A 26,636-nucleotide genomic window follows, 5' to 3' on the forward strand; every position below is an offset into this window, starting at 1 on the left:
ATTAAAAGCAATGAGAAGTGAGTTTAACAAATATAGAAAGCACGATTCAAGAATAAACTACCGTGGTCTTGACCCTTCAAGGATGGACAACCTTACGGATGCGGTATTTGGAATTGCCATTACTTTGCTGATATTTAATCTTACCAATCCAAATTCCTTTACCGATCTCTTAACCTTTACCAAGACGCTTCCCGCATTTTTATTAAGCATTTTTTTTCTAGTGATTATTTGGAAAGAACACCTTCGATTTTCTGAAGTCTATACTCTTAATTCAACTGGTTTCATTTTTTTGAACACCCTTTTTATTGCACTTGTAATTTTTTATGTTTATCCACTTCGCTTTCTGTCTCTTTTTTTAACAAGTATCTTTTTTAATGTTGATGTGGGGTTGGTTATTGAAGAAAGCCAACTACCGTACTTAATGATTTATTATGGCTTTGTTGCTTTTGCGTTGAATTTTGTACTCTTTCTGTTTTATTATAAAGCCTATAGAATTAGGGAAAATTTAAACCTGAGTACATTTGAGATTTTTTATACAAAATCACAAATGAACAAACTCATTATAATGTTCGCAATTCCTCTTATCTCAATCATCATGATTACATTTATAATGAACAGCTCCTCCGCGATGGCGACCGCTATCGGTGGTTCTATTTATTTCTTGTACGGTCCTGCAATTTTTTACTGGTCACATAATTATAGTAAAAAGTCGAAAAAATTAGAATAATATAAAAACAGAAAAAGACGAAAATCTTATAGATTTCCGTCTTTTTGGTTTTAGGTTTTCAATATTATTTTGGCAAGACCACGCTATTAATAACGTGAATTACACCATTAGATTGATTTACATCTGCAATAGTAACTTCGGCCATACCGCCATTTTCATCCATCAGCATCACCTTTTTTCCTTTCATCATTGCTGTTAAAGTTCCACCGCTAACGGTTTTGTACAATGCTTTTCCGTTTCCTTTTTTAATATCCTTCATAATGTCTGAAGCACTGTGCTTTCCAGACAATACGTGATAGGTTAGGATTGTTTGCAGTTTGGTTTTGTTTTCTGGTTTCAATAAGGTTTCTACGGTTCCTTTTGGTAGTTTTTCAAAAGCTTCGTTTGTTGGTGCGAAAACAGTAAATGGTCCACCCCCTTGAAGAGTTTCTACCAAACCTGCAGCTTTAACCGCTGCAACAAGTGTGGTGTGATCTTTTGAGTTCACCGCATTTTCAATAATGTTTTTGCTTGGATACATTTCGGCACCGCCAACCATCACCGTTTTTTCATTTTTCATCATTTTGCTCTGTGCAAAAGTAGATGTAGTTCCAGCCACTAAGGCGATTGAGAATAATGCTGCTGTTAAGAATTTAGTCTTCATAATGTGTTTTTTAGTTTATATTTATGTTCATATAAACGAAAGTCCGGAAACTGCGGTTTCGCAATTTCCGGACTTTAAGGTTTATTTAACTTAAACCGACTATTCTTCCGAGGTCGGAAAAATAAGTCCTTCCACAATATGAAAAAAACCGTTTTTATGATTAAAGTCTGAAGCAACAATTTTGGCAGTTCGCTTTTCAGAATCTATAAGTTCTAGTTGTCCATTTACTTCCTTAACGCCCAGCTTCTCTCCTTCTAATGTGGCTAAAAAGATGATGCCGTTGTTTTTTTTTATAGCAGCTTTTAAACTATAACTATCCAACCTTCCGGGAACGCACAAGTGTTTTACTATGGAAGTTGTAAGTTCTGGGTCGCCCAAAATAGAATCACGACTCTTTTTGGGAAGTTCCAAAAACGCAGAGTCCGTGATAGCAAAAATGGTAAGCATTTCTTCCTTTTCCAGGGCTTGTCTTAATTTATCCTGCTCTAAAATATTCATCAAGATTGAAAACTGTGGCGCTTCTTCTATATTTTCAGCAAAAGTTTTGGTGGAAGTAAAATTGCTTCCCTCCCATTCTTTTTTTACCTCAGTAGTATCTAACGAAAGATATTTCTGAGCAGAAGCCTGAATACCTAAAAATGTTATAAAAATAATGAAAAATGCATTTTTGAAGTTCATATAAGTATTATTTGAGGATGTAAATATAACAAATACAACGCCAATTATAGGCTAAAGGTAGTTACTGTGGCATTAATTAAAGTTTTACGAAACTTTAATTAATTCTTGCTTTTATTCAAACAACTATGTAAATTTAATACTCCAAAAAACTACCGCTATGTTTTCCAGAACGAATATAGAAATTCAGCTTTTAAAATATCGCACCAAACGTATTGATGAGCAGTCAATTATTGATGAAGTGCAAAAAATATTTTCAGAAAATGAAAATAAGCGGAAGGAAATAGTTTCTACCTTAACTGAAGATGATATAGAGGCTGTAAATCATCTTAATTTTGACTTACTACATTCCGAACAAATTTTCCATATTGACGACATTAAAGGCCTCTGCATTAATTATCGTTTACGTTTTCTAGGCTCTCATCATTTTAAAGGAGATTTTCCTGAAGAAGCCATTTCTGAAATAAGACACCTTGAAAACAGTCACGACATAACTTTGAGAAACTTCAAAATTGTAGCACCGGCAAAACTATTAAAGCTAGAAAATGCGGACGATCCATTGCTTTTTGCACCCATGGGCAATGATTATTATTACTTAATTCACAAATGGGGAAGAGACTTGCACCCATTTCGGAAATTATTGATGTGGCCCTATAAAAGTCTAGACAACTTGGTTTTTATGGTTATGGTTTTAAGTGTCCTTCTTACGTCCATCGTCCCAATGCATTGGTTAACGCCCCATCCCGGAATTGGTGAATATTTATTTTTAGCCTTCTTTATTTTTACGGGCATGGGAGGAATGGTCATTCTTTATGGTTTTTCAAAAGGTAAAAACTTTAATGGCGCTATCTGGAAGAGCAAATATTATAATGCCTGAATAACGCTGCTAAAACTTAAATTTTTGGTGCTACAACTCTTCTACTCCACATCTATTTGTCAAAAACTAAAACTTTAACATATTTTCTTCAACAACAACAAGTTTTAATTTCTGGTATTGCTGTCTATTGTTTTATCATAAATTAATAAAAATTATTTAACATTCTCTTTTTATTTATTTTTCCATCAAGCTATCCATAATTTTTTAGCCAATTCTTAGTTTATTCCGCAGTTCCTATAATAGCAAGCTTAATATCTTGCGCGGAATATTAATTTATAAACCTAAATAATAATGAAAAGAATTACCTTAATTCTATCCCTGTTCGTTATGTGCTGTAGTTGGCATGGAAATGCGCAGGTTTTAAATGAAAGTTTTGACTCCCCAACCTTCCCCGCTGGTTGGACGAACGAATATGTTAACAAGACGGAAAACTGGAATATCGTTACAGGAAACTCTGATGGCGCGGAACCACATTCGGATCCCTACATGATTGAATTCAAACATAGCAACTTTGGTGCGATCACTAAGTTAGTAACACCATCTTTAGATTTAAGTGCGGTAAGCCATCCTCAGCTTAAATTTTTCCTATTAAACATAAAATCAGGTGCAGTAGACGAACTACGTGTTTATTACAAAACCAGTAGCACTGGAGCTTGGACTCAGCTTGGCGAAAACTATAATTATGCTCACGATACTTGGACGGAAATAACTTTAAATCTTCCTGACCCATCAGACGATTATTATATTGCCTTTGAAGGTAAATTTTTATTCGGTGGAGGAGTTGATATAGATGATGTAACTGTAGGTGAAGGACCAACTTGCTTGGCACCTACCAGTTTAAAAGCTAAAAACCTTACTGCTCCTTCAGCTTACTTAGAGTGGATTGAGCCAGGTTCTGCCACAAAATGGAACATTGAATATGGACCTACTGGTTTTACTCAAGGTTCAGGAACAACTGTTGCTGATACCGATGGAACTATTGGTGAAAACATTACAGGCTTAACAGCAAGCACAACTTACGATTTTTATGTAAACGCAGATTGCGACGGTGGCGATATCAGCTCTTGGTCCGGTCCTAAGCAGTTTACTACTACTTGCACACCAATCAGCTCTTATCCTTGGACAGAAAAATTTGAATCTACTGAATATCCAGATGTACCAAACTGCTGGACTGTAGTTGACAATAATGAGGACAACCGCAAATTTGAATCAGATGATGGATTTGGAGTTGGAGCCTCAAAAGCAGTTGGAATGTATACCGACTTTAATAATGGAAACAATGATGATTACTTAATGTTGCCTCCATTGAATTTAGACGGAAACCAAAAGTTGACATTTTACACATTATTATTAAAGGCTGCCCAGCCTGATGAATTTGAAGTGTTATTATCTACAACAGAAAATGATGTAGAAGACTTTACTACTGTTATTCTTCCTCCAACTCTTGTTACTACGGCAGGACCAAATGAAGTTAGCATAGATTTAAGTGATTACAGTGGAATTGTACATATTGCAGTGCATATCCCTAATAGCAGCACTGATGGATACTACATCTATTTTGATGACTTTTCTATAGAAGACGTTATTTTGTCTTGTCCTCCGGTAACTGAATTAACTGCAACGCCACTAGGCGATGGTTCGGTTGATGTTGCTTGGACGAGTGGTGGTAGTGAAACAGAATGGGAAATTGAATATGGCGCGCCAGGATTCACATTAGGAACTGGAACTACAGTTACCGTAAACGGTACATCTGGAGAAAACCTTACAGGATTGGATACCAATACAAGCTATGAGCTATACGTAACTGCAGTTTGTGCCATAGATGACTCAAGTATCCCTACAGGCCCCGTTGCATTTAGAACTGCAGATACCGATGGATGTGGTCAAACACAAGTAGGTAATGGCTTTGAAGGTGTTTATGTAATTACTCCAGATTCTGGATATAAAATTGCTGATGATTTTATTGTACCAGCTAGTACCACTAACCTTTCAGTAGAAACTATTTCAGCAAACCTAGTTGCTGCTGGCGGAATAAATACCGCGAGTATCGTTTTTTATGAAGATAATAATGGAATCCCTGGAACTCAAATTGGAACTACCATTGAAAACATAACTCCTACCTCACAGGTTTTAATTGGTGACTATCAAGGAACTGAAGCTTGGGAAGTAGTCCTAGATCTTCCAACAGCGGTAGATTTTTCAAATGGTGCAAACAACACACCTGCGACCTATTGGGTTCAGATAAGCGCAACACCAAACGGAAATTCACCAGTAGGTATTGAAATGACTAGCGCTAACCATATAGGTAACTATGCCATGATTAGATATGAGTTTGATCCGTGGATGGTAAACCCAGGTAGTTTTGACGCTGTTTTCAGCATTGGAGGAACTTGTACAACTGTTGAATGTCCTGAGCCTACAAATTTAGCAGCTACAAGTATTACGCTGACTTCCGCTAAAATAACTTGGAATGCCGGTGGAACAGAAACCGAATGGGAATTGGAATATGGCCCTGCTGGTTTCGAACTTGGAACTGGTACTGTAATTCCTGATAATGATGGTATTGCTGGAGAAACCATTACTGGTTTGGAACCTTCTACTTATTATGAGTATTATGTTACGCCTTTATGTAGCTCTGGGGATCCATTCCCAGCTGGTCCAAAAGGATTTAGTACACTTTGTGGAGACACCATAGATACCTTCCCATTTTTAGAGTCTTTTGAAAATACTTCAGGCACTAGAGACTGTTGGACTAACGAGTATGTAGCAGGTGAACCAACAGACTGGATGTATGTAGGTACCAATGGTAACAACTCAATAACTCCAAGAACAGGAGATTTAATGGCTCAGTTTAAAATTGAGTCTATGACTGAAAAGACTAAGTTGGTATCTCCAGCTATGGATTTAACTTCTTTAACAAGTCCACAACTTACATTCTATTTTGCAAATGCAGATTGGATTGGAGATGTAGATGAACTACGCATTTTTTACAAGTCTAGCGCAAGCGGATCTTGGACGCAAATTGGAGAGAGTTATACTACATTACACGACGTATGGACTCAAGTTATATTGGACCTTCCAAACGCAAGTAGCGATTACTACATTGCTTTTGAAGGAAAATCCAATTTCGCAAGAGGAATAGATGTTGACGATGTTATGGTAGCTGAAGCACCAACGTGTATGCAACCTTTGAATCTTCAAGCATTGCATATGACTCAAGATTCTGTAGAACTTTCTTGGGATGAAGTTACTGGAGCTAACAACGGATATATTTGGTATATTTTTGAAGAAAATGCAGATCCTGTAACAGCAACTCCTGTAGCTACTGGAACAACTACGCAAGGTACAACCTCGGTAGACGTAACTGATTTAGATGATTATACTATTTATGATTTCTACGTAAAAGCTGATTGTGATGACGACGGAATGAGCAACCTAGCAGGACCTACCACTTTCAAAACTGCGGTTATTCCTCCAGTTTGTGGACAATTCTTTCACGATACAGGTGGAGAAAATGGCAATTATGGTGATAGTGAAAATGTAACAACCATCATTTCACCAGACAACCCAGGAGAGACTGTAACGGTTACTTTTTCATCGTTTGATACAGATTTCGGATGGGATGTATTGTATGTTCACAACGGACCAGATGCAACTTATCCTTTGATAGACAGCGGAAACGATCCTACACCTAACTTCCCAGGAGGAGGTTATTACGGACAGACCATTCCTGGACCATTTACTTCAACGCATTCTTCAGGAGCTTTGACGTTTGTGTTTAGAAGTGATTATGACGTCAATCGCGCAGGTTGGGAAGCAGACATCGTTTGTTCGCCACTTAGTGTAGCTGATCAAGCTTTTGAAAACTTCACTTATTATCCAAACCCGGTTGAAAACAGCCTGACTTTAAAAGCAGCCAACGATATTCAAACTGTAAAAGTTTACAATCTGTTAGGTCAAGAAGTTATGACTGTATCACCAAACGCAACTACTCCAACCATTGAAATGGATAGTTTGCAAACTGGTACTTACTTAATGAAAGTATCTATAGATGGAAATGAACAAACTTATAGACTTTTAAAGAAGTAAAAATAAGTTCCATTTTTTAATTTTAAGAAGACCATCCTCATTTCGAGGATGGTTTTTTTATAGATGAAATAGACCACAAAAACCTATTGGAAAGAACCTTTGCAAAAACGTCAAGATATTAATCCGAAAAGGACCATGCTGTATTTCGTTTTTTGTGAAACATTTCACAGGGCCAAAGGGACTGAAGTCGGAAATAAGTTAGTATTTTAGTAATCAAATCAATTAATAGATCATATCATGTCAGATAATTTAGAAGAAACAATTCGCGTATTCACCGGCTCAGATATTATGGCCGAAGCACTCGTTGGAAGATTAAAAGAAGCAGATATTACCCCAATCCTTCGCGACGATGAACAAAGCGGAGTCATGTTTGGTTCAGGAAGTAAGTTTGACGATCAAGTTAGAATATTTGTCCGCAAAGACGAACTTGCGGTTGCACAACCAATCGTTGACGCTTTTAAAGCAGAAATCAAAGAATAGATATGTCTCAAACAAAAAGAATTTACACAGGTCCAACCTTAATTGCGAAAGGTTTGGTAGCACGCCTAAATGAAATTGGCATTAGCCCCATTGAAAGAAACGACCACGACAGCAGTTTAAGAGCTGGGTTTACTATGAGCATCGCAAATCAGACTATGATTTTTATCAGAAATGATGAAGTCGATAAAGCCCAAGCTACGATTGATGAGTTTCTGGTGGAAATTGGGTAGGATTCAGTGGTCAGTGGTCAGTGGTCAGTGGTCAGTGGTCAGTGGTCAGTGGTCAGTGGTCAAAAATAAATTTAAAAAATAGTACTCCAAAAAATTAGGGGCTTAAAAGTTTATAAGATATTCTCTCCTAAACTTTTAACCCCCTAAACTTTTAACCCTCTCAACGTATCAACTACGCTTTTACCGTATACATTTTATCTCGCAATTCCTTTATTTTCTTATCGTCCATATATTCGTCAAAATTCATATAGCGATCTATGGCTCCGTTTGGAGTTAGTTCGATGATACGAGTTCCAACGGTTCTGGCAAATTCGTGATCGTGAGTGGTAAGCAATATGGTCCCTTTAAAGTTTTTAAGAGAGTTGTTAAAAGCCGTAATAGATTCCAAATCTAAGTGATTTGTAGGTTCATCCAGCATCAATACATTTGCGCGCATCATCATCATTCTACTTAACATACACCGCACTTTTTCACCTCCTGAAAGCACATTACTTTTCTTTAAGGCCTCTTCCCCGCTAAAAAGCATTTTCCCAAGAAAACCACGAAGATATACTTCTTCACGCTCTTCTTCCGTTTTTGCATATTGGCGCAACCAATCTACCAAGGATAAATTATTTGTGAAGAATTCTTCATTATCAAGTGGCAAATAACTTTGATTTGTAGTTATTCCCCATTGAAAAGATCCAGTATCAGGTTTTACATGCCCGTTTAAAATTTCATAAAAAGCAGTAGCGGCTCGTGAGTCTCTCGAATAAATAACCACTTTATCACCTTTCGCCAAGTTGATATCCACATTTTTAAAAAGTACTTCCCCTTCAATGGAAGCTGAAAGATTCTCTACATTCAAGATTTGATCTCCTGCTTCGCGTTCGCGTTCAAAAATAATCGCAGGATAACGACGGCTAGAAGGTCTAATCTCTTCAATATTCAACTTTTCAATCATTTTCTTTCGCGAAGTAGCCTGTTTACTTTTCGCAACGTTGGCACTAAAACGCATAATAAACTCTTGAAGCTCTTTCTTTTTCTCCTCGGCTTTTTTGTTTTGTTGTGCACGTTGGCGGGCTGCCAATTGGCTACTTTCATACCAGAAAGTATAGTTTCCGCTGTAGTGATTTATCTTTCCAAAATCAATATCGCTAATATGGGTACAAACGGAATCTAAAAAGTGACGATCGTGAGAAACTACAATCACACAGTTTTCATAATTCGCCAAAAAGTTTTCAAGCCAATTAATGGTTTCGTAATCCAAATCGTTGGTAGGCTCATCCATAATCAACACATCAGGGCTTCCGAATAGCGCTTGTGCCAAAAGCACACGAACTTTCTGTTTCCCATCTATATCTTTCATCAATGTATAATGAAGACTTTCATCAATGCCTAGATTTGAAAGCATTGCAGCTGCATCACTTTCGGCATTCCACCCATTCATTTCATCAAAAATTAATTGAAGTTCACCAATTTTTTCGGCATTTGCATCGGTATAATCTTCATAAAGTTTGTCTATCTGGGTTTTGATAGCAAACAACTCTTTGTTACCGCGAACAACGGTTTCTAGCACCATGAAATCATCGTAGGAGTTATGGTTTTGTTCTAGGACAGACATTCTTTTGCCCTTCTCCAAATGCACATGGCCCGAAGTAGGGTCTTGTTTTCCTGAAATGATTTTTAAAAGCGTGGATTTCCCGGCGCCATTGGCACCAATAATTCCGTAAATATTACCCGTTGTGAACTGTGTGCTCACCTCATCAAAAAGTATTCTTTTACCGAATTGTACCGAAAGATTGGAAACTGAAAGCATAAATTTTTATATTTTGCGCAAAAGTAGCCATTTAAGGGACACGCCGAAAAGATTAACGTTTTAAAAGTCCTTTTAACCATGATTTAACATTAACCGCTCATGAGGTGGGATACATTTGTCTATTAATTTAAATGCTAGTGCCATTGTTTAAAAAACTACTCCTTCTCTTATTGTTTACTACTTTATTTTCTTGTAAAAGCAACGAAGAGAATGACGTAAGTACAACCTACATAAGTGGCCAAATAATAAATCCGACCTGCGATTATATTATCTTTTCCAGAGGATATGAGTTACGTGATACCGTAAACCTAGATTCAAATAATTTTTTCCATTATAAAACGGATAAAATTACTGCCGGACTTTACGCCTTAAGACATAACGAGACCCAAGTTTTTTACATTGAACCAGGCGACAGTCTTCTTCTTCACTTGAACACCATAGATTTTGATGAATCGCTAGCCTACTCAGGGAAAGGGGCAGAACAGAACAATCTTTTAATGGATTTGTTTCTTAAAAATCAAACGGAAAACCAAAATTTACCGCGCTGGTACACCCTGTCATCCAGTGATTTTGAAAGCAAAATTGACTCTTTAAGAGCTTTAAAGGTTTCAGAATACGAAGATTTTATCAAAAACAATGAGGTAGCCGAAGATTTCAAAAAAGTGGCTCTTGCAAGTATCAATTATGATTATTATTCAAAAAAGGAAATGTATGCCGCTGCCAATATGCGCATCGTCAATAAAATAGACCCATCGTTCTTTGCCTATAGAAACGAAGTAAATTTCCAGTGGGACGAGCTAAAGTTTTATTATCCGTATTACCGCTTTATGAACCGCTATTTTGATAATATGGTATTTTCAGAATACGATCATAAAACCGTTGTTGATAGAAATTCTTTCAAATATAATTACCGAAGAATTCAGTTGATCGACAGTACCGTAAAATCAGCCGAAATTAAAAACAATCTCTTGTACACTAACGCGTGGTGGTATATGCAGAATGCCAAAGATGCGGACCAGGAAAAAAGATTCTATAAAATATTTTCAAAAATCAATTCTGATGAAAGACAAGTCGAGGAATTAGGGAAATTACTAGATATTTCTATAAAACTTACTGCCGGTAAAACCATGCCGAACATTGCATTAGTGAACACTGATAATGTTGTAAAGGATTTAAAAAGTATAATTAAAGCTCCCACCGTTATTTATTTCTGGACGGCTAAATTTTCTGCCCAATCTAAAAATCTTCATAATAGGGCGGCAGAATTAAAATCGAAATACCCAGAATATAACTTTATAGGAATTAATGTAGATACCCATTTCAAAAATTGGCGAGAAATAGTAAAGAAGAGAGGTTATAATCCAGATGAAGAATTTCAGCTCGAAAATATAACCGAAGCCGAAAAGAATCTTATGCTGAAATCAATGAATAAAACCATTATTTTAGATGAAAACGGAGTAATTCTTGACGGAAAAACCAATTTGTTCCATATTAATTTTGAAGAATTGCTTCTTGGTTTTTTAAACCGATAAGTCGGTGTCAAAGCTTAGTTTCCATTGCTGGCAAGCAGCTCAAGAGCCATAAACGGCCATCAATAATAGCTACAATGAACGCTTTTAAGCGAATTGGCAATTTCTAACAAACCAATAGAATTCGTTTAGGCCGAAATTAATTCCCCTTTTTATAATCTTCCAAAAACTGCTTTAAACCACTATCAGTTAGCGGGTGTTTTAATAAGCCTTCAATAGATGAAAGTGGCCCCGTCATTACATCTGCCCCGATTTTCGCACAGTTTATAATATGCATAGTATGCCGAATGGAAGCCGCGAGAATTTGAGTTTCGAAACCGTAGTTATCATATATAAGTCTAATATCTGCAATCAACTCAAGTCCATCTGTTGAAATATCATCCAATCTTCCAATAAAAGGAGAAACATAAGTAGCCCCGGCTTTTGCTGCCAACAACGCCTGTCCAGCTGAAAAAACTAAGGTACAATTGGTGCGAATACCGTGATCTGTAAAATACTTTAGAGCTTTTACACCTTCCTTTATCATTGGAATTTTAACCACAATCTGATCGTGAAGTTCAGCGAGCTCCTCGCCTTCCCTTACCATTCCTTCAAAATCGGTCGCAATTACTTCTGCAGAAACATCGCCATCAACTATGTTACAGATGTCCACATAATGCTTTAAGATATTGTTTTTGCCTTTTACTCCCTCCTTCGCCATTAGTGATGGATTGGTAGTTACTCCGTCCAATACGCCAAGGTCCTGGGCTTCTTTAATTTGGTCTAGGTTTGCGGTATCTATAAAAAATTTCATAAGTATAGTTTCAGATTAATGTTTGCTAAAATTAGGAAGAATAGATTGATTAAATTGGGTTGTTGACAAAGATTGATAAACTGGTATTTAAATTTCGCAAGTTCTTCTTACAATTTACTTTAACCCATAATGCTTCAAAAGCATCCGTTCATATACCTTGTCTGGTAAAATACGCTTTAGTACGATTGAAAATTTCTGCAGGCGAGAGCCCACTTTATAGTGAATCCTGGGATTCTCAGTTTCAATAATTTTATGGACCACCTTTGCCATTTCCAGTGGGTCGTTACCATTATCAACATGCTCATTCATCATTTTGAGCGTGTTTCCATAGTCCTTATTATAAGGTGAGTTCTTTAACTCTGGCGCGTGATAGCGTCCCGCAGCAATATTTGTAGCAAAATCCCCCGGAGCAACATTGGTCATTTTTATTCCGAATTGCAGTGTTTCCATACGCATCGCTTCTATAGTAATTTCAAGGGAAGCTTTTGTTGCAGAATAAATCCCTCGGTATGGAAGCCCCATATATGCAGCTATTGAAGTAATATTCAAGATATGGCCGCAACCCTGATTACGCATCTGCGGAAGCACGGCTTTTATTACATTAATGGGTCCGAGAAAATTGGTTTGAAATGCTTTTTTGATCTCTTCTTCTGGAGTTTCCTCAATTGGACCCGTAATTCCAATCCCTGCATTATTAATTACAACATCAATTTTCTGAGCTTTACTTAGAATTTCCGAAACAACAGCTTGTATAGAATCCGTATCGTTCACATCCATTTTCAGTATAGAGAATGATGAATTGGTTATATTTTGAGGATTTCGGCTAGTTCCAAAGACTTGGTAGCCTCTTTCGCTAAGGTAATCACCAATGGCTCTACCAATTCCCGAAGAACCGCCTGTAATGAGTACTACTTTTGGCATAGAAGGTTGTTGAATAGCAAAGGTGCGGTTATGCGTTCAGTTTTCCAAATAGTTTTTTGAAAAAGAAACAGAACTGAAATGGTATCAAGAAAAAAACGAATCAACAATAATCATTTGAAACATTCCCTATTTTGTTATTTAATATTCTGAATAAGGAGGTGTTTTTTAAAACGGTAAGAAGTATATTTATTTACCGGTTTTGGAATTTTCCTGTTTTGGATTTTGGAATTTCTTATTTGGAATTTCCCTTTTAAGAGATTTGCCATTTTTTGTTCCGCTCCCAAAATTTCGAGAGCGGGAACAAAAAATGGCAAGCTACCTACATCACACCGCTACGACCATTTACCTTTGCTGCGTTCCCGCCCTGGAGGATTCAACAGGAGCTGGTTGTGTAGGACTTGCCGCTGCAAAGATAAGGCTTTTTACAATTTTTGCAAGTATTTTCACGTTTCAATTTTAATAAATACCTTGCAACAAATAAAACACGAACAATGAAAATTTATAACGCTTTAGTTCCTACTCTATTAGTGCTTTTAATGGGTGGTTGTGGAAGTAATTCCGATGAAAAAAAAGATACTTTTTCACTGGAAATCTCCGATGCAAAGAAGTCTTATACCACAGAAGACGTACTTTCCATTTCCTTGATCAATAAAAAAAACATTGAGATTGATTCTGTTGTTTACTTTCTCAATAAAGATAAAGTAGAAGTCTCCAGCAATAAACTAGCTCTTTCTGGAAAAAAACTGGGTGAGAAAAAACTAAAAGCGAAAATCTATAGCGACGGTAATGTTTATGAAACCAATAAAACAATTCTGATCCTTTCGTCTATTAAACCGAAACTTTACACCTATAAAATTCTCGAAACCTACCCTCACGATATAAATGCATATACGCAAGGCTTAGAGTTTGCAAACGATACCTTATATGAAAGTACCGGGCAATATAAAGAATCCACCCTCCGCAAAACAGATTACAAAACAGGTGAAGTTTTAAAAATGGTTAACCTTGACGATCACTATTTCGGGGAAGGCCTCACTATTTTAAATAATAAGATCTATCAACTCACGTGGCGTGAAAACACAGGTTTTATTTATAACCTGCAGACCATGGAACAAACCGGAACTTTTGTTTATGGAGATAGCAAAGAAGGATGGGGTCTTTGTCACGATGGCAATAATATTTATAAAAGCGATGGCACCGATAAAATCTGGATCCTTAACCCCAATACGCTTGCTGAAAAAGATTATATCGAGATTTTCACCAATACCAGTAAAATAAGTAGCGTCAACGAGTTGGAATGGGTTGAAGGAAAAATATACGCCAATGTTTACCAACAAGGATCCATCGCAATCATAGATCCTACCAATGGCGCCGTGGAAGGAGTGATTGATCTTACCGATTTAAAAGATAAGGTAACCCAACACGCCAAACTAGATGTGCTAAACGGCATTGCTTATAATGGAGAACCCAATATACTTTATATCACCGGCAAGAATTGGGACAAGCTTTTTAAAGTTGAAATAAGCCCCCTAACCCCCTAAGGGCGAACGATGCTGCAAACTGCAACTATCAACTGAAAACTTCTTCAACCTTTACAATAATAAGCTTCATAAAAAGTTATATTTTTACCAAAATTTTACTTGAATGAGGTATTTATATGGATTGGCGATTTTATGCTGCCTAGTATTGTGGAGTTCTTGCCGCAACGATTTTGAAACTGTTGCCAGCACTGGAAGTCTGCAGTTTTCAAAAGACACGGTTTATCTGGACACGGTGTTTACGAACATTGGTTCCAGCACCTATAATCTAAAGGTTTACAACCGAAGTAATGACGATATTAATATTCCATCTGTTCGTTTATCCCAAGGTGAAAGCTCTAACTATCGCTTAAATGTTGATGGCGTTCCCGGTAGAATTTTTGAAAATGTACAAATTCTTGCAAAGGATAGCATTTTTATATTTATTGAAACCACGCTGGATATCAATAATCTACCCACTAACGCAAGAGATTTTCTTTATACCGATCAACTCCTGTTTGATACTGGCGGTAACGAACAGAAAGTAGAATTGGTTACGCTTGTAAAAGATGCCGTTTTTCTCTATCCTGAAAAATATGCCGATGGCACTATTGAAACACTTACCCTAGGCGAAGGTGATGATGCCGTAGAAATTGAAGGGTTTTTCCTTGATGATGATGAACTAACTTTTACTAACGAAAAACCGTATGTAATATATGGCTTTGCAGCAGTCCCCAGCAATAAGACACTTACTGTAGAAGCAGGTGCAAGAGTTCATTTTCATAATTCCAGCGGTATTTTAGTTGCGCAAAATGGAACCATGAAAGTTTTAGGAGGCGAAAGCGCTGATCGGGAAGCTATGGAAAATGAAGTAATCTTTCAGGGGGATCGCTTAGAACCAGGGTTTGCCGATATTCCTGGCCAATGGGGTTATATCTGGCTCACCCAAGGAAGCGTAAACAATGAATTTAAATTTACCACAATAAAAAACAGCACCGTTGGTATTTTAGTGGATGCGAGTCCGCTAAATTTGAGTAACGTTCAAATTTATAATAGCACCAACGTTGGTTTACTTTCAAGAACGGGTTTTATTGAAGCCGAAAACTTGGTGATTAACAACAGTGGCCAAACTTCATTAGCTATCCAACTTGGGGGTAGTTACGAATTTAAACATGCCACATTTGCCAATTATTGGACTGGCGGGTTTAGATCTTTCCCCACTGTTTCCATTGAAAACATTTTTGAAACCAATGAAGACTTATTTGTTGCAGATTTGATTAAAGCAGATTTCATAAATTGTATTATCTACGGAAACGAACGTCGTGAATTTTCCTTATTCAAAAACGATCAAGCTGCATTCAATTTTAAATTTGAAAACTCTCTTGTACGCTTTGAAGATCCCACAGGCGAATTTGCGGATAATCCTTTATATGATTTTAGCAATGAAGCATTATATCCTGAAACAAAGTTTAATATTGATCCAATTTTCCAAAATACGGAAATGAACAATTTCAATATTGAAGCTGGAGAATCTGGCGCAATAGGAATTGGGAAACCTGGCGTTGGCCCTTCTAAAGATTTGAATGGCATTGTAAGACCTTCTCCTCCAACAAAACCAGACGCCGGCGCTTATCAAGCAACTATCTTTCCGGAAGATTAGAAAAACGCAATCAAAAAAACCCGTCCAAGCAGACGGGTTTTTTGATACAATATGAAGTGTAATTATATTAATAATCTACTCTCCCTTCTTTCTCTTCCCACTTTTTAAAAACTTTTCGGCCTTCCTCCCTATCCAGATTGATAAACTTTACATTTCGGTCTTCAATCTTTTTATCTATTTCGTCATAGATAAAGTGATCGTCAAAACCAATTTCGGCGGCATCTTCCTTGGTGCAAGCATAGTAAACCGCTTTGGGTCTTGCCCAATAAATAGCGCCCAAACACATTGGGCAAGGCTCGCAGGAAGTGTATATAATACAATCATCCAATTGAAAAGATCCTAACTTCTCGCAAGCCTTTCGAATAGCAACAACCTCCGCATGGGCAGTTGGATCGTTACTAGAAGTAACAGCATTAAATCCTTCGGCTATTATTTCGCCATTTTTAACCACTACAGCGCCAAATGGTCCTCCTGCTTGGGAATCCATTCCTTTTTCAGAAAGCTCTATGGCGCGTTTTATAAATCTGTTGTCTTGTTCCGTAATCATATTTTATTTTTAATGTTAATTTGAAAATAATAATAACTCCTCATCATCACCATAGGAATACGTTCCAACTTCTGAAAGTCCTAATTTCTTTAAAAGCTTGATGGAGGAAGCATTCTCAGGCAATGTAAAACCGACTATTTTATGAACTCCTAAATCTTCCGAAGCATATTTCATAATTGCATGAGCCGCCTCAAAAGCATAGCCTTTATTGAAATATTCGGGCAAAAAAGCAAAACCAATATCTGGATGGTCAAGATTCTCTCGTTGGTAAAGTCCTGAAGAACCAATTTCCGAACCATCCTTTAATGTAACCAAATAAGGACCAAAACCTTGATTTTTATAACTAGGTATGTAATTTTTCAGCAAATAGGTTTCGGCGTCTTGAATGGAATTAATATTTCTATTCCCAATATTTTTAAGCCAGCCTTCGCTATTCATAAGTTTGTAAATGAAATGCGCATCATCACGTGTATATTTGCGTATAATAAGTCGGTCGGTTTCTATTTTCATCGGTTAATATGAAGAAAGTGTTTGGAGTATCAAAGATAAATAATTGAAGCTTGCTGAATCCCTCAATTAAAAAAACCTTTAGCTTTTCAACTGAAGGTTTTTATCAAAAATCAAACAAACTGCTCTAATCATATTTTTTAGACACACCTTCATAAATACCATTTTCGGGGATTTCATATACATTGCCCTGAATTCTATACTTCAAAATATCTTTATATAAACTTAGTGTATTATAATGGCTCAACAAAACCGAGCCTAACGGTAATGTTTGAAAATCTCTAAGTTTTGGATAAGATTGTTGAATATTAATTCGTACATTTTTCTTAGAAAAAGTTATCTCGGGAGCGACTTCGCCATATACAGAATGCGACATAAATACGGTTTCACTTGAATTTGATCCACGGAAAATCACGTTGTAAAGAGTGGCATCGCCATTAGTAGTCATATTAAAATTTGAGGCAGATTGATTATTTACCACAAAACTTATTTCTGGTGTAGCAATAGAAGTAGGAATTGTAGGTGCATTTATATCTTTAAAGTATTGAAAATTATCATTACCGAAACTAACGCGGAACAAATAACTGTCAAAAACATTCGTAGCCACCGGAATTGAAAGTGAAGTCATTCCACTTGGATAATTTCCTTCTCGAATAGGTTGGTATATATTGTTAGTCATCCCATTAACCAAACCTTCAAGTCCATAATTATATATGTTATTAGAAGGAGATTGAACAGTCACGATATTTTCAATTTCTGGCAATGTATTATAGTCAATATTGAAGATAGAACCTTCTTCAATATCTTCTTGCCAAAAATATCTATCAAGTTGGTCATTTGGACTTTTAAAGGAAACATAAAAATCACTTGTAGGAGAACCTTTTAAATTACTACGGAATTTATAATATCCTCCATTTTCAGGGCCATAAGTTCCAGCGCTTGTTGTACTTGAAGTTACTTCACAGGGATAACCTGTATTTTCTAGATTTATATAAATTTCGTCGTTCGAGTTTTCTATAGCCTGTCTGGGAAATATAGTATAATCTCCTTGCTCAACATCTGAAAAAGTTTTCAGTGAAAAAAGATCCTCGTCCACAAAATCCAAATAATCATATTTCATATAACTTAAGTCGTAAATAGCTGATGGTTCTCCCGAATAACTTAATGTTAGTGTTTCACCTATTTGTAATTCGCCTCTGGCTAGAATTGATCCGCTTTCATCACTAAGAAAGGCTGTCAGGCTTTGAGTAAAGTTGGAAAAGCGATAATCGGGATCAACATGAATGGTTATAGTGAAATCTTGCAATCCTGAACCTGTATCATCTACATCATTTGAACAGCTAAACAGAATCGCGGAAAACAATAGAAGAAAGAATATATTTTTCATAACAATAGGTTTTAATGTATTTTAAGATTTTAAACTCTTTACCTTATAGTCTTAAAAACGCTGAAAGGTTGCGTTGAAAACAAAAAAACCTTCAGCGGTTAACTGAAGGTTATATAAAATTTAGATGAATATTCTTTACATTTTAAACAATGGTAATCCGGACATCATTTCATTTACCTTTTCGGCAATGCTTTCAAGTTTGGCATCATCGTCACGGTTTGAAATCACCTCATCTACCAAATCAACAATTTTCCCCATATCTTTTTCCACCAAACCACGGGTTGTAACCGCAGCTGTTCCAACACGAATTCCGCTGGTTACAAATGGAGATCGGTCATCAAAGGGAACCATGTTTTTATTCACAGTAATATCTGCCTTCCCTAATGCTTCCTCAGCTTCCTTTCCGGAAAGATTCTTATTGCGAAGATCGATCAGCATCACATGAGTATCAGTTCCACCTGAAACAACATCGTATCCCTTATCCATAAAACGCTGTGCCATTATTGCTGCATTCTTCTTTACTTGCACCATATAATGAAGGAAGTCATCCGTCAAAGCTTCGCCAAAAGCAATGGCTTTAGCTGCAATTATATGCTCTAGTGGTCCACCTTGATTCCCAGGAAAAACAGCACTGTTCAATAAGGAGCTCATTTTTTTAAGTTTTCCGTTTTTCAATTTTTGACCAAATGGATTTTCAAAATCCTTACCCATCATTATCATCCCACCGCGAGGACCGCGCAAGGTTTTATGGGTAGTTGTGGTAACTATATGACAATGCGGAAGTGGATCTCCTATAATTCCTTTGGCGATCAAACCCGCAGGATGCGCAATATCGGCCATCAATAACGCGCCAACTTTGTCTGCAATTTCACGGAACCTTTTATAGTCCATTTCGCGTCCGTATGCCGAGGCACCCGCGATTATCATTTTCGGCTTCTCTTTTATCGCCATGGCTTCCACCATATCATAATCTATCAGGCCAGTTTCCTTTACAACACCATAAAATACAGGCTGGTAAAGTTTTCCTGAAAAATTAACTGGAGAACCATGGGTTAAATGCCCGCCGTGAGAAAGATCAAAACCTAAAAATTTATCGCCTGGTTTTAGACATGCTGCGAAAACAGCCGTATTTGCTTGTGACCCACTATGCGGTTGCACGTTTGCATATTCGGCACCAAATAGTGCTTTTGCGCGGTCAATAGCTAGTTGCTCCACCTCGTCTACCACTTCGCAACCACCGTAGTAGCGCTTTCCAGGATAGCCTTCAGCATATTTATTAGTTAGAACGGAACCTGCAGCTTCCATAACTTGTCCGCTTACAAAGTTCTCTGAAGCAATTAGCTCCAGCCCATTTAATTGGCGTTGTTTTTCTTCTTCTATTAATTCAAAAATTTGTTCGTCTCGTTTCATAGTAAAAGCTTATGGTTTGGGGTTTAAAGTTTAAAAATTACGAGGTATTTCGCTTCAGAACCATAAACCCGAAACAACAAACCTCGTCGAAAGTTAATTAAATCCAAAAATACTAATTACATTCGGTAACTATCATGAAATATATATATTTGACGAACAATTTTACTAACAAAACTCAATATTGAAAATAAAACGAATTAGCAATTAAATAACTGATTTCAAATTATTTGAAATAATTTTACTTAATTTTATTTTTAATTACAAAAGAATAATAAAATGCCAATAACAGCAAACGACCCCAAAAGAAAAACATGGCTCGAGACAACGCCAGAAACAGATTTTCCTATTCAAAATATTCCTTTCGGTGTTTTTTTGACACGTGATGATATCATTACCATTGGAACCCGAATTGGCGATTATGCTATTGATTTGGGAGCCCTACATCAATTGGGCTATTTTAAGGGAATTGAACTCACCGATGATATATTTCTTCAAGATACTTTAAATGATTTTATTAGTGACGGAAGAAAAACTTGGCGATTGGTAAGAGACCGTATCGCTGCTATTTTTGATAAGGAAAACCCAGAACTTCGCGAAAACAAAGACCATAGGCAACATATTCTTTTCACTATGGAGGAAGTGGAAATGCAGCTTCCAGTGCAAGTTGGAGATTACACCGATTTTTACTCCAGCAAAGAGCACGCAACAAACGTAGGTACTATGTTCCGTGGAAAAGAAAACGCCTTGATGCCAAACTGGCTTCATATTCCTGTAGGATACCACGGAAGAAGCTCTTCAATAATCCCTAGCGAAATCAACGTTCGCAGACCTTGGGGACAAACAATGCCAAACGGCGCGACGGAACCTGTTTTTGGTCCTGCAAAAATGGTCGACTTTGAACTAGAAATGGCGTTTATCACTACAGATGCAAATGCTTTGGGAGAACCTATTCCAGTTAATGAAGCTGAGGAACATATCTTCGGTTTGGTTCTTTTAAATGACTGGAGCGCTCGCGATATCCAAAAGTGGGAATATGTTCCACTGGGACCATTTTTAGCCAAGAATTTCGCTTCATCTATTTCCCCTTGGATCGTTACTTTGGATGCGCTGCAACCCTTTAAAGTAGAAGGACCAAAACCAGAAATGGAACAACTCCCCTACCTTCAGTATAAAGGAAAGAAAAGCTACGATATACAATTAGAAGTTGCAATAGCGCCTGAAAATGGAGACGAAAATAAAATAGCTACTTCCAATTTCAAATATATGTATTGGAATATGTCGCAACAGTTGGCGCATCACACCGTTAACGGCTGTAATGTTAACAGCGGCGACATGATGGGTAGCGGCACCATTTCTGGAACAACACCAGATTCATTTGGCTCCATGCTTGAACTTACTTGGCGCGGTGAAAACCCCATAAAACTATCGGACGGCTCTGAAAGAAAATTTATAAATGATAACGACACGGTTACGTTAAAAGGTTTCTGCAAAAACGAAAATGTACGTATCGGTTTTGGTGAATGTAGAGCTAAGTTGCTTCCTGCAATAAAGCAGTAATTTCAACTTTTCGATTGCCACGAATGCACGAATGTTTTTCTTTAAACATTCGTGCATTTTTAGTTTAATTTTTCCGCTGATCATTTTCAAAAGAAACATTCTAATGAAAATTGGCACTACTATTGTATTTTAGCCTTCATAACCAAATGATTTTATTATGAAGACAATCTACTTCCTTCTCTTTACTGCACTTTTCAGCGTTTCCTGTAACAGTGTGAAACGCACTCAAAAATTCGTCTCCCAAGGAGATTATAACGAAGCTATTGAATTGGCTGTCAAAAAACTTCAAAAAGATAAAGGCGCCAAAGAATATGATGCCCACATACGTCTTTTGGAAGAAGCTTTCTTAAAAGCAAAGGATGATGACACGCGTCACATTGCATTTCTGAAAAAAGAAAATAATCCAAGGAACGCAAAAGAATTATATTATACTTACTTAGATATGCAAGCTAGGCAAAACCTAATCCGTCCACTGCTTCCGCTGTATAGTCTTGACATGGGAAGAAATGCAAATTTTGTTTTCTCTGATTATTCCAATGATTTATTATCGGCGAAAGATTCTTATGTTCAGTCCTTATATCAGGAAGCCATTGCTTACATACAGCGAAACACAAAACAGGATTCCAGGAGTGCTTACGATGTTTTATGTGAATTGGATGAAGTTCATCAAAATTACAAAGATGTATTCCAATTAAAAAAAGATACCCATTTTCAAGGAACGGATTTTGTTTTTGTAGCATTAAACAATCATACCAAACAGTTTATTCCTTTTAGGTTGGAACAGGATTTATTGGACTTCAACACCTATGGACTCAATGATTTTTGGACAGAATACCATAGCAAACTCGAGCAGGGAATTAATTATTATTTAGGTGTAGATCTAAATTTCCAAACCATTCAGATTTCACCGGAACGCATTTCAGATAGACAATACACGCGAAACGCACGTGTTAAGGATGGATCTGATTACAGACGCGATAGAAGAGGAAATATTGTAAAGGACAGTCTTGGGAACCCGATTAAAATTGACAAGTTTATCAACGTTTCTGCGACCATAACTATTACCAGCCAGCAAAAAAGTGTCCTTGTAGGTGGCGCGGTAGTATATAAAGATTTGAGTAGAAGAAAACAATTGAATAGTTTTCCGCTTTCTTCTGAATTTATTTTTGAAAACGTCTTTGCAAAATACCGTGGTGATCAGCGAGCATTAACTGCCGAGGACAGAACGCTAATTGTAAATAATTTCATCCCTTTTCCCAACAACGAACAAATGGTTTTTGACGCGGGAACAGATATAAAAGAAAGGTTTAAGGAGATTTTGAAGGATAATTCATTCAACTAAATAAACTATATTTTCTTTTTATCAGGATGTTGTCGAACATCAAAAAGAGTTAAAATGATTATTTTATTTTCCTTAATTCGGTAAAATATACGAGTCTGTTTGCTGAACTGAAATCCACGGATTCCTTTTTCGGCAACTTCTAAACTTCCCAATTCTGGAAAGTTTTTTAAAAGCTCCAAAAAATCAAACATCTTATTCTCAAATGCTTCGGTAACTAGAGGTCCAAATTTACTTGAAATATGATCTTTAATAGAATTATAGTTCTTGTAGGCTCGTTTGGTGAAAAGGATTTCCATCGGAATTACTTAAAAACCTCCTTATATGGAATTAAATTTTCCTCAATTTCAGATTCTTCAAAAGCTACAAGAACCTGTTCCTTTTCATTATCTGAAAGCTTATCCCATAAAAGTGACGTTTTACTAATTTTATGGCTTTTTAGAAAATCGTATAAGGATTGAAGCAATTGTTCGTCCTGAATATCGCTCATCATTTCCAAAAGACTATTTTTCAACTCGGTAGTTCCCATAAAATCAGTTTTAGCTAATTTAAGAAAATATATTAAACAAACTTCTCCAAATGCGAAGCATCGATACCGTGGTGAGATTCGGTGTGCACGACGATTCCATTTTTTATAACAATCATTTGTGGACTTTCATGTGGCACTTTAAAGCGAGCCGCAATCTCATTTGAGATATCGCGATTTTGTAAAAGATCCAAGTAGTAAAGCTTTAGCTGATCGTCTGTTAGTTGGTAGTTTTTCTCTAGCAATTTTAAAACCCCTCGACTTATTCCGCAGCGAGTAGAATGCTTAAATATGGCGACCGGCTTGGTTTTGGATTGCTCCACTATTTCATCCAGTTGATCCATTTCGCCCAATACATGCCAAGGAATTTCTACTATTTCTTCTTTAACAATATCTCTTGGCGTTTTAAATATATCTAATAATCCCATTGAATTCTGTTTTTTACAAAGCTACATGTTATAGAATACTATCTTCTAAAAGAAATGATAAAAAAACCCATTGTTAAAACCGTCATAATGACTGTTAAATAAGGCGTTACGACCGACATTTTGTCTTAATTTTAATATGGCTTTGTATTTGCATTTCGACGAAGTCCATTCAGAGCGCAGTCGAAGTACTCAATAACCATAATGATCCTTCTGTTCCTGAGTGGAACCGAAGAATCAGCTCTTAGGCAAAGACGAATGGTTTGCAACTATTCGACAACAAATAATAACAATAAAGAACACCAGATATGAACTTTAACAATTTTACCATTAAAAGCCAAGAGGCCATCCAGCAGGCGCAGCAAATCGCGCAGGGTTTTGGCCATCAGCAAATAGAAAACGAACACATTCTCAAAGGGATTTTTGAGGTTGATGAAAATGTAACGCCATTCATTTTAAAGAAGCTGAATGTAAATTTAGTTACGCTAAAACAGATTTTAGACAAACAATTGGAGAGCTTTCCAAAAGTCTCAGGAGGTGAGATTATGCTTTCTCGTGAAGCCAACAAAACGGTTATTGACGCTGGCAATATTGCCAAAAAAATGAATGATGAATATGTTTCCATAGAGCATCTTTTATTGGCAATTCTAAATTCAAAAAGCGCAATTGCCCAAAGCCTCAAAGATCAAGGCGTAACTGAAAAAGGTATGAAAGCCGCTATTCAGGAGTTACGCGGTGGAGAGAACGTTACTTCGCAAAGTGCTGAGGAAACCTATAATTCCTTAAATAAATATGCGAAAAACCTTAACCAATTAGCACGGGACGGGAAATTAGATCCTGTTATTGGCCGTGATGAGGAAATAAGAAGAATTTTACAAATTCTTTCTCGAAGAACAAAAAACAATCCTATGTTGGTCGGTGAACCCGGTACAGGTAAAACCGCAATCGCAGAGGGTCTTGCCCACAGAATCGTAGATGGTGATGTACCCGAAAATCTAAAATCAAAAGTCATCTATTCACTGGATATGGGTGCCTTGATTGCCGGTGCAAAGTATAAAGGTGAATTTGAGGAACGACTAAAAGCCGTTATTAAAGAAGTAACTTCCAGTGATGGCGATATTGTTCTCTTTATTGACGAGATCCACACGCTTATTGGTGCAGGAGGCGGACAAGGCGCCATGGATGCGGCCAATATTCTAAAACCAGCGCTCGCACGTGGCGAATTGCGCGCTATTGGTGCAACTACTTTAGACGAATATCAAAAATATTTTGAAAAAGATAAAGCATTGGAACGCCGTTTTCAACGCGTGGTTGTGGATGAACCAGATACCGAAAGTGCAATTTCCATCCTACGTGGGATTAAGGAAAAATATGAAACCCATCATAAAGTTCGAATTAAAGACGAAGCGATTATTGCGGCTGTGGAACTTTCAGAACGATATATCACCAATCGATTTCTTCCTGATAAAGCGATTGATTTGATGGATGAAGCTGCGTCAAAAATTAGAATGGAAATTAATTCCAAACCAGAAGAATTAGATGTTTTGGACAGAAAGATTATGCAACTCGAAATTGAAATCGAGGCCATTAAACGCGAGAATGATGAAACCAAACTGAAGGCACTTCATTCAGAGCTCGCAAACTTAAAAGAAGATCGAAATGAACTAAATGCAAAATGGCAAAGTGAGAAAGAAGTTGTAGACAATGTTCAAAGTTTAAAAACCCAAATTGAAGAGTTCAAATTAGAAGCTGAACGCGCCGAACGGGATGGCGATTTTGGAAAGGTTGCCGAGCTGCGGTATGGAAAGATCAAGGATGCGCAAACTGCCCTAAGCAAATTAGAAACCCAACTTGCTGAAAATGATGAAGGCACTTCCATGATAAAAGAAGAGGTTACGCGAGAAGATATCGCGGAAGTTGTGGCAAAATGGACTGGAATTCCAGTTACCAAAATGTTACAAAGCGATCGTGAAAAACTCTTGACTTTGGAAGATCAACTTCATAAACGTGTGGTTGGCCAACATGAAGCAATTATTGCAGTAAGTGACGCCATTCGTAGAAGTCGCGCAGGTTTACAAGATGAAAAGAAGCCTATTGGCAGTTTCCTTTTCCTTGGAACAATAGGGGTTGGTAAAACAGAACTTGCGAAAGCTCTTGCGGAATATTTGTTTGACGATGAAAATGCTATGACGCGTATTGATATGAGCGAATACCAAGAGCGTCACAGCGTGAGCCGTTTGGTGGGCGCACCTCCAGGATATGTGGGCTATGAAGAAGGTGGACAATTAACAGAAGCCGTTCGTCGCAAGCCCTATAGCGTGGTTTTGCTTGATGAAATTGAAAAAGCACATCCAGACACGTTTAATATTTTGTTGCAAGTTTTGGATGAAGGTAGATTGACTGATAATAAAGGTCGTGTTGCAGATTTTAAAAATACAATCATTATTATGACTAGTAATATGGGAAGCGACATCATCCAACAACGTTTTGAGGCCGTTAAAGACCCTGACACTGCAATGGAAGGTGCCAAAGTAGAAGTGCTCGCATTGCTAAAACAAACGGTGCGTCCTGAGTTTTTAAACCGTATTGACGACATCATCATGTTTACGCCACTTTCAAAAAAAGACATCCACAAAATTGTGGAACTGCAACTAAAAGGTGTTTCCAAAATGTTGTTAAAACAGAATATTGTACTCGACGCAACTCCAGAGGCAATTACCTATCTTTCAGAAAAAGGTTATGACCCACAATTTGGTGCAAGACCTGTAAAAAGAGTGATTCAGAGAGAAGTGCTAAATGAACTTTCGAAAGAAATACTCGCCGGAAAAATCACTACGGACAGTATTATACTTTTAGATAGTTTTAATGATTCGCTTGTGTTTAGGAACCAAGAGAGTTTTGTTGAGTAGATTAAAGTTAAATGTAAATCAAAAGCCCCAAAGAAATATTTGGGGCTTTTTAGTTTTTTAAAGTTGGACGATCATTTCTATATTTCTTGG

At 37.0% G+C, this 26,636-nt stretch carries 23 protein-coding genes and 1 other RNA gene; 11 read left to right on the plus strand and 13 right to left on the minus strand.

All coding sequences use genetic code 11. The features are described 5' to 3' along the window. The first annotated feature begins 10 nt into the window (after positions 1–10). Positions 11–727: a TMEM175 family protein gene (locus tag G440_RS0102115; RefSeq protein WP_026449788.1), complete on the plus strand. Its 717-nt coding sequence runs from the start codon at positions 11–13 to the stop codon at positions 725–727. Between the two features lie 64 nt (positions 728–791). Here the strand turns inward: G440_RS0102115 and G440_RS0102120 are convergent, their stop codons facing one another. Then, complete coding sequence (locus G440_RS0102120) at positions 792–1,370, minus strand: fasciclin domain-containing protein (RefSeq protein ID WP_026449789.1); 579 nt, start codon at positions 1,368–1,370, stop codon at positions 792–794. Between the two features lie 99 nt (positions 1,371–1,469). Beyond that, on the minus strand, positions 1,470–2,048 hold the full coding sequence (locus G440_RS20525; RefSeq protein ID WP_026449790.1) for a fasciclin domain-containing protein: 579 nt from the start codon (positions 2,046–2,048) through the stop codon (positions 1,470–1,472). Between the two features lie 157 nt (positions 2,049–2,205). Between G440_RS20525 and G440_RS0102130 the strand changes: the two genes are divergently transcribed. The 4 genes from G440_RS0102130 (at position 2,206) to G440_RS0102145 (ending at position 7,721) form a co-directional block, all read left to right on the plus strand. After that, entirely contained in the window at positions 2,206–2,922 is a 717-nt protein-coding gene (locus G440_RS0102130; RefSeq protein ID WP_026449791.1) for a hypothetical protein, read from the plus strand. A gap of 291 nt (positions 2,923–3,213) precedes the next feature. Further along, positions 3,214–7,011: a T9SS-dependent choice-of-anchor J family protein gene (locus G440_RS0102135; protein WP_034258778.1), complete on the plus strand. Its 3,798-nt coding sequence runs from the start codon at positions 3,214–3,216 to the stop codon at positions 7,009–7,011. Positions 7,012–7,248: 237 nt separating this feature from the next. Beyond that, positions 7,249–7,491 (plus strand): putative signal transducing protein, encoded by a 243-nt coding sequence (locus tag G440_RS19285; protein WP_051285079.1) that lies wholly within the window; start codon positions 7,249–7,251, stop codon positions 7,489–7,491. A gap of 2 nt (positions 7,492–7,493) precedes the next feature. After that, positions 7,494–7,721, plus strand: a complete 228-nt coding sequence (locus tag G440_RS0102145) for a hypothetical protein (protein ID WP_026449793.1) — start codon at positions 7,494–7,496, stop codon at positions 7,719–7,721. Between the two features lie 172 nt (positions 7,722–7,893). On the opposite strand, the gene G440_RS0102150 is transcribed toward G440_RS0102145, so the two are convergent. Further along, positions 7,894–9,519: an ABC-F family ATP-binding cassette domain-containing protein gene (locus G440_RS0102150; protein WP_026449794.1), complete on the minus strand. Its 1,626-nt coding sequence runs from the start codon at positions 9,517–9,519 to the stop codon at positions 7,894–7,896. A 143-nt stretch (positions 9,520–9,662) separates the two neighbouring features. On the opposite strand from G440_RS0102150, the gene G440_RS0102155 reads away from it, so the two are divergent. Further along, on the plus strand, positions 9,663–11,051 hold the full coding sequence (locus tag G440_RS0102155; protein WP_157417814.1) for a TlpA family protein disulfide reductase: 1,389 nt from the start codon (positions 9,663–9,665) through the stop codon (positions 11,049–11,051). Between the two features lie 136 nt (positions 11,052–11,187). Here G440_RS0102155 and fsa read toward each other — a convergent pair whose 3' ends face one another. The 3 genes from fsa to ffs all read right to left on the minus strand — a co-directional run bounded on the left by fsa (position 11,188) and on the right by ffs (position 13,166). Further along, positions 11,188–11,841, minus strand: coding sequence for a fructose-6-phosphate aldolase (gene fsa / locus G440_RS0102160; RefSeq protein WP_026449796.1), 654 nt, complete (start codon positions 11,839–11,841; stop codon positions 11,188–11,190). Between the two features lie 114 nt (positions 11,842–11,955). Next, positions 11,956–12,762: an SDR family oxidoreductase gene (locus G440_RS0102165; RefSeq protein ID WP_026449797.1), complete on the minus strand. Its 807-nt coding sequence runs from the start codon at positions 12,760–12,762 to the stop codon at positions 11,956–11,958. A 305-nt stretch (positions 12,763–13,067) separates the two neighbouring features. Continuing rightward, positions 13,068–13,166: signal recognition particle sRNA small type (ffs, locus tag G440_RS20890), an RNA gene on the minus strand. Positions 13,167–13,253: 87 nt separating this feature from the next. Between ffs and G440_RS0102175 the strand changes: the two genes are divergently transcribed. Beyond that, on the plus strand, positions 13,254–14,303 hold the full coding sequence (locus G440_RS0102175; protein WP_026449798.1) for a glutaminyl-peptide cyclotransferase: 1,050 nt from the start codon (positions 13,254–13,256) through the stop codon (positions 14,301–14,303). A gap of 103 nt (positions 14,304–14,406) precedes the next feature. Continuing rightward, positions 14,407–15,939, plus strand: coding sequence for a hypothetical protein (locus G440_RS0102180; RefSeq protein ID WP_026449799.1), 1,533 nt, complete (start codon positions 14,407–14,409; stop codon positions 15,937–15,939). Positions 15,940–16,006: 67 nt separating this feature from the next. Here G440_RS0102180 and G440_RS0102185 read toward each other — a convergent pair whose 3' ends face one another. From G440_RS0102185 to glyA, 4 genes are all read right to left on the minus strand, one after another. Next, positions 16,007–16,486 carry a nucleoside deaminase gene (locus G440_RS0102185; RefSeq protein ID WP_026449800.1) on the minus strand — a complete coding sequence of 160 codons (480 nt, stop codon included), beginning with the start codon at positions 16,484–16,486 and terminating at the stop codon, positions 16,007–16,009. 15 nt (positions 16,487–16,501) lie between these two features. Beyond that, positions 16,502–16,996: a GNAT family N-acetyltransferase gene (locus G440_RS0102190; protein ID WP_026449801.1), complete on the minus strand. Its 495-nt coding sequence runs from the start codon at positions 16,994–16,996 to the stop codon at positions 16,502–16,504. A gap of 124 nt (positions 16,997–17,120) precedes the next feature. After that, complete coding sequence (locus G440_RS0102195) at positions 17,121–18,380, minus strand: hypothetical protein (protein WP_026449802.1); 1,260 nt, start codon at positions 18,378–18,380, stop codon at positions 17,121–17,123. 135 nt (positions 18,381–18,515) lie between these two features. After that, on the minus strand, positions 18,516–19,790 hold the full coding sequence (gene glyA / locus G440_RS0102200; RefSeq protein ID WP_026449803.1) for a serine hydroxymethyltransferase: 1,275 nt from the start codon (positions 19,788–19,790) through the stop codon (positions 18,516–18,518). A 276-nt stretch (positions 19,791–20,066) separates the two neighbouring features. On the opposite strand from glyA, the gene fahA reads away from it, so the two are divergent. Together fahA and G440_RS0102210 are read left to right on the plus strand one after the other, a co-directional pair. After that, complete coding sequence (gene fahA / locus G440_RS0102205) at positions 20,067–21,347, plus strand: fumarylacetoacetase (protein WP_026449804.1); 1,281 nt, start codon at positions 20,067–20,069, stop codon at positions 21,345–21,347. A 157-nt stretch (positions 21,348–21,504) separates the two neighbouring features. Continuing rightward, the gene (locus G440_RS0102210; RefSeq protein WP_026449805.1) at positions 21,505–22,689 is read left to right on the plus strand and encodes a hypothetical protein; all 1,185 of its coding nucleotides are present in this window, start codon (positions 21,505–21,507) and stop codon (positions 22,687–22,689) included. Positions 22,690–22,694: 5 nt separating this feature from the next. Here G440_RS0102210 and G440_RS0102215 read toward each other — a convergent pair whose 3' ends face one another. From G440_RS0102215 to ytxJ, 3 genes are read right to left on the minus strand one after another with little or no spacing between them, the layout of a single operon-like run. Then, the gene (locus G440_RS0102215) at positions 22,695–22,985 is read right to left on the minus strand and encodes a type II toxin-antitoxin system RelE/ParE family toxin (RefSeq protein WP_026449806.1); all 291 of its coding nucleotides are present in this window, start codon (positions 22,983–22,985) and stop codon (positions 22,695–22,697) included. Positions 22,986–22,990: 5 nt separating this feature from the next. Further along, positions 22,991–23,215 carry a hypothetical protein gene (locus tag G440_RS0102220; protein ID WP_034258784.1) on the minus strand — a complete coding sequence of 75 codons (225 nt, stop codon included), beginning with the start codon at positions 23,213–23,215 and terminating at the stop codon, positions 22,991–22,993. Positions 23,216–23,247: 32 nt separating this feature from the next. Beyond that, positions 23,248–23,640, minus strand: a complete 393-nt coding sequence (gene ytxJ / locus G440_RS0102225) for a bacillithiol system redox-active protein YtxJ (protein ID WP_026449808.1) — start codon at positions 23,638–23,640, stop codon at positions 23,248–23,250. Positions 23,641–23,945: 305 nt separating this feature from the next. Here ytxJ and clpB point away from each other — a divergent pair, with 305 nt between their 5' ends. Next, a complete protein-coding gene (gene clpB, locus G440_RS0102230) occupies positions 23,946–26,546 on the plus strand; it encodes an ATP-dependent chaperone ClpB (RefSeq protein WP_026449809.1) in 2,601 nt (866 codons plus the stop codon). The last annotated feature ends 90 nt before the right edge of the window (positions 26,547–26,636 follow it).

It is taken from the genome of Aequorivita capsosiphonis DSM 23843 (assembly GCF_000429125.1).
Lineage (GTDB): Bacteria > Bacteroidota > Bacteroidia > Flavobacteriales > Flavobacteriaceae > Aequorivita > Aequorivita capsosiphonis.

Excerpts from the sequence above, each read along its gene's own strand:
- G440_RS20525 (WP_026449790.1), bottom strand. The coding sequence starts at position 2,048 with ATGAACTTCAAAAATGCATTTTTCATTATTTTTATAACATTTTTAGGT.
- G440_RS19285 (WP_051285079.1), top strand. The coding sequence starts at position 7,249 with ATGTCAGATAATTTAGAAGAAACAATTCGCGTATTCACCGGCTCAGAT.
- glyA (WP_026449803.1), bottom strand. The coding sequence starts at position 19,790 with ATGAAACGAGACGAACAAATTTTTGAATTAATAGAAGAAGAAAAACAA.
- G440_RS0102215 (WP_026449806.1), bottom strand. The coding sequence starts at position 22,985 with ATGGAAATCCTTTTCACCAAACGAGCCTACAAGAACTATAATTCTATT.
- G440_RS0102150 (WP_026449794.1), bottom strand. The coding sequence starts at position 9,519 with ATGCTTTCAGTTTCCAATCTTTCGGTACAATTCGGTAAAAGAATACTT.
- G440_RS0102115 (WP_026449788.1), top strand. The coding sequence starts at position 11 with ATGAGAAGTGAGTTTAACAAATATAGAAAGCACGATTCAAGAATAAAC.
- G440_RS0102165 (WP_026449797.1), bottom strand. The coding sequence starts at position 12,762 with ATGCCAAAAGTAGTACTCATTACAGGCGGTTCTTCGGGAATTGGTAGA.
- G440_RS0102185 (WP_026449800.1), bottom strand. The coding sequence starts at position 16,486 with ATGATTACGGAACAAGACAACAGATTTATAAAACGCGCCATAGAGCTT.
- G440_RS0102220 (WP_034258784.1), bottom strand. The coding sequence starts at position 23,215 with ATGGGAACTACCGAGTTGAAAAATAGTCTTTTGGAAATGATGAGCGAT.
- G440_RS0102135 (WP_034258778.1), top strand. The coding sequence starts at position 3,214 with ATGAAAAGAATTACCTTAATTCTATCCCTGTTCGTTATGTGCTGTAGT.
- G440_RS0102145 (WP_026449793.1), top strand. The coding sequence starts at position 7,494 with ATGTCTCAAACAAAAAGAATTTACACAGGTCCAACCTTAATTGCGAAA.
- G440_RS0102190 (WP_026449801.1), bottom strand. The coding sequence starts at position 16,996 with ATGAAAATAGAAACCGACCGACTTATTATACGCAAATATACACGTGAT.
- G440_RS0102180 (WP_026449799.1), top strand. The coding sequence starts at position 14,407 with ATGAGGTATTTATATGGATTGGCGATTTTATGCTGCCTAGTATTGTGG.
- clpB (WP_026449809.1), top strand. The coding sequence starts at position 23,946 with ATGAACTTTAACAATTTTACCATTAAAAGCCAAGAGGCCATCCAGCAG.
- G440_RS0102130 (WP_026449791.1), top strand. The coding sequence starts at position 2,206 with ATGTTTTCCAGAACGAATATAGAAATTCAGCTTTTAAAATATCGCACC.
- fahA (WP_026449804.1), top strand. The coding sequence starts at position 20,067 with ATGCCAATAACAGCAAACGACCCCAAAAGAAAAACATGGCTCGAGACA.
- ytxJ (WP_026449808.1), bottom strand. The coding sequence starts at position 23,640 with ATGGGATTATTAGATATATTTAAAACGCCAAGAGATATTGTTAAAGAA.
- G440_RS0102175 (WP_026449798.1), top strand. The coding sequence starts at position 13,254 with ATGAAAATTTATAACGCTTTAGTTCCTACTCTATTAGTGCTTTTAATG.
- G440_RS0102195 (WP_026449802.1), bottom strand. The coding sequence starts at position 18,380 with ATGAAAAATATATTCTTTCTTCTATTGTTTTCCGCGATTCTGTTTAGC.
- G440_RS0102120 (WP_026449789.1), bottom strand. The coding sequence starts at position 1,370 with ATGAAGACTAAATTCTTAACAGCAGCATTATTCTCAATCGCCTTAGTG.
- fsa (WP_026449796.1), bottom strand. The coding sequence starts at position 11,841 with ATGAAATTTTTTATAGATACCGCAAACCTAGACCAAATTAAAGAAGCC.
- G440_RS0102210 (WP_026449805.1), top strand. The coding sequence starts at position 21,505 with ATGAAGACAATCTACTTCCTTCTCTTTACTGCACTTTTCAGCGTTTCC.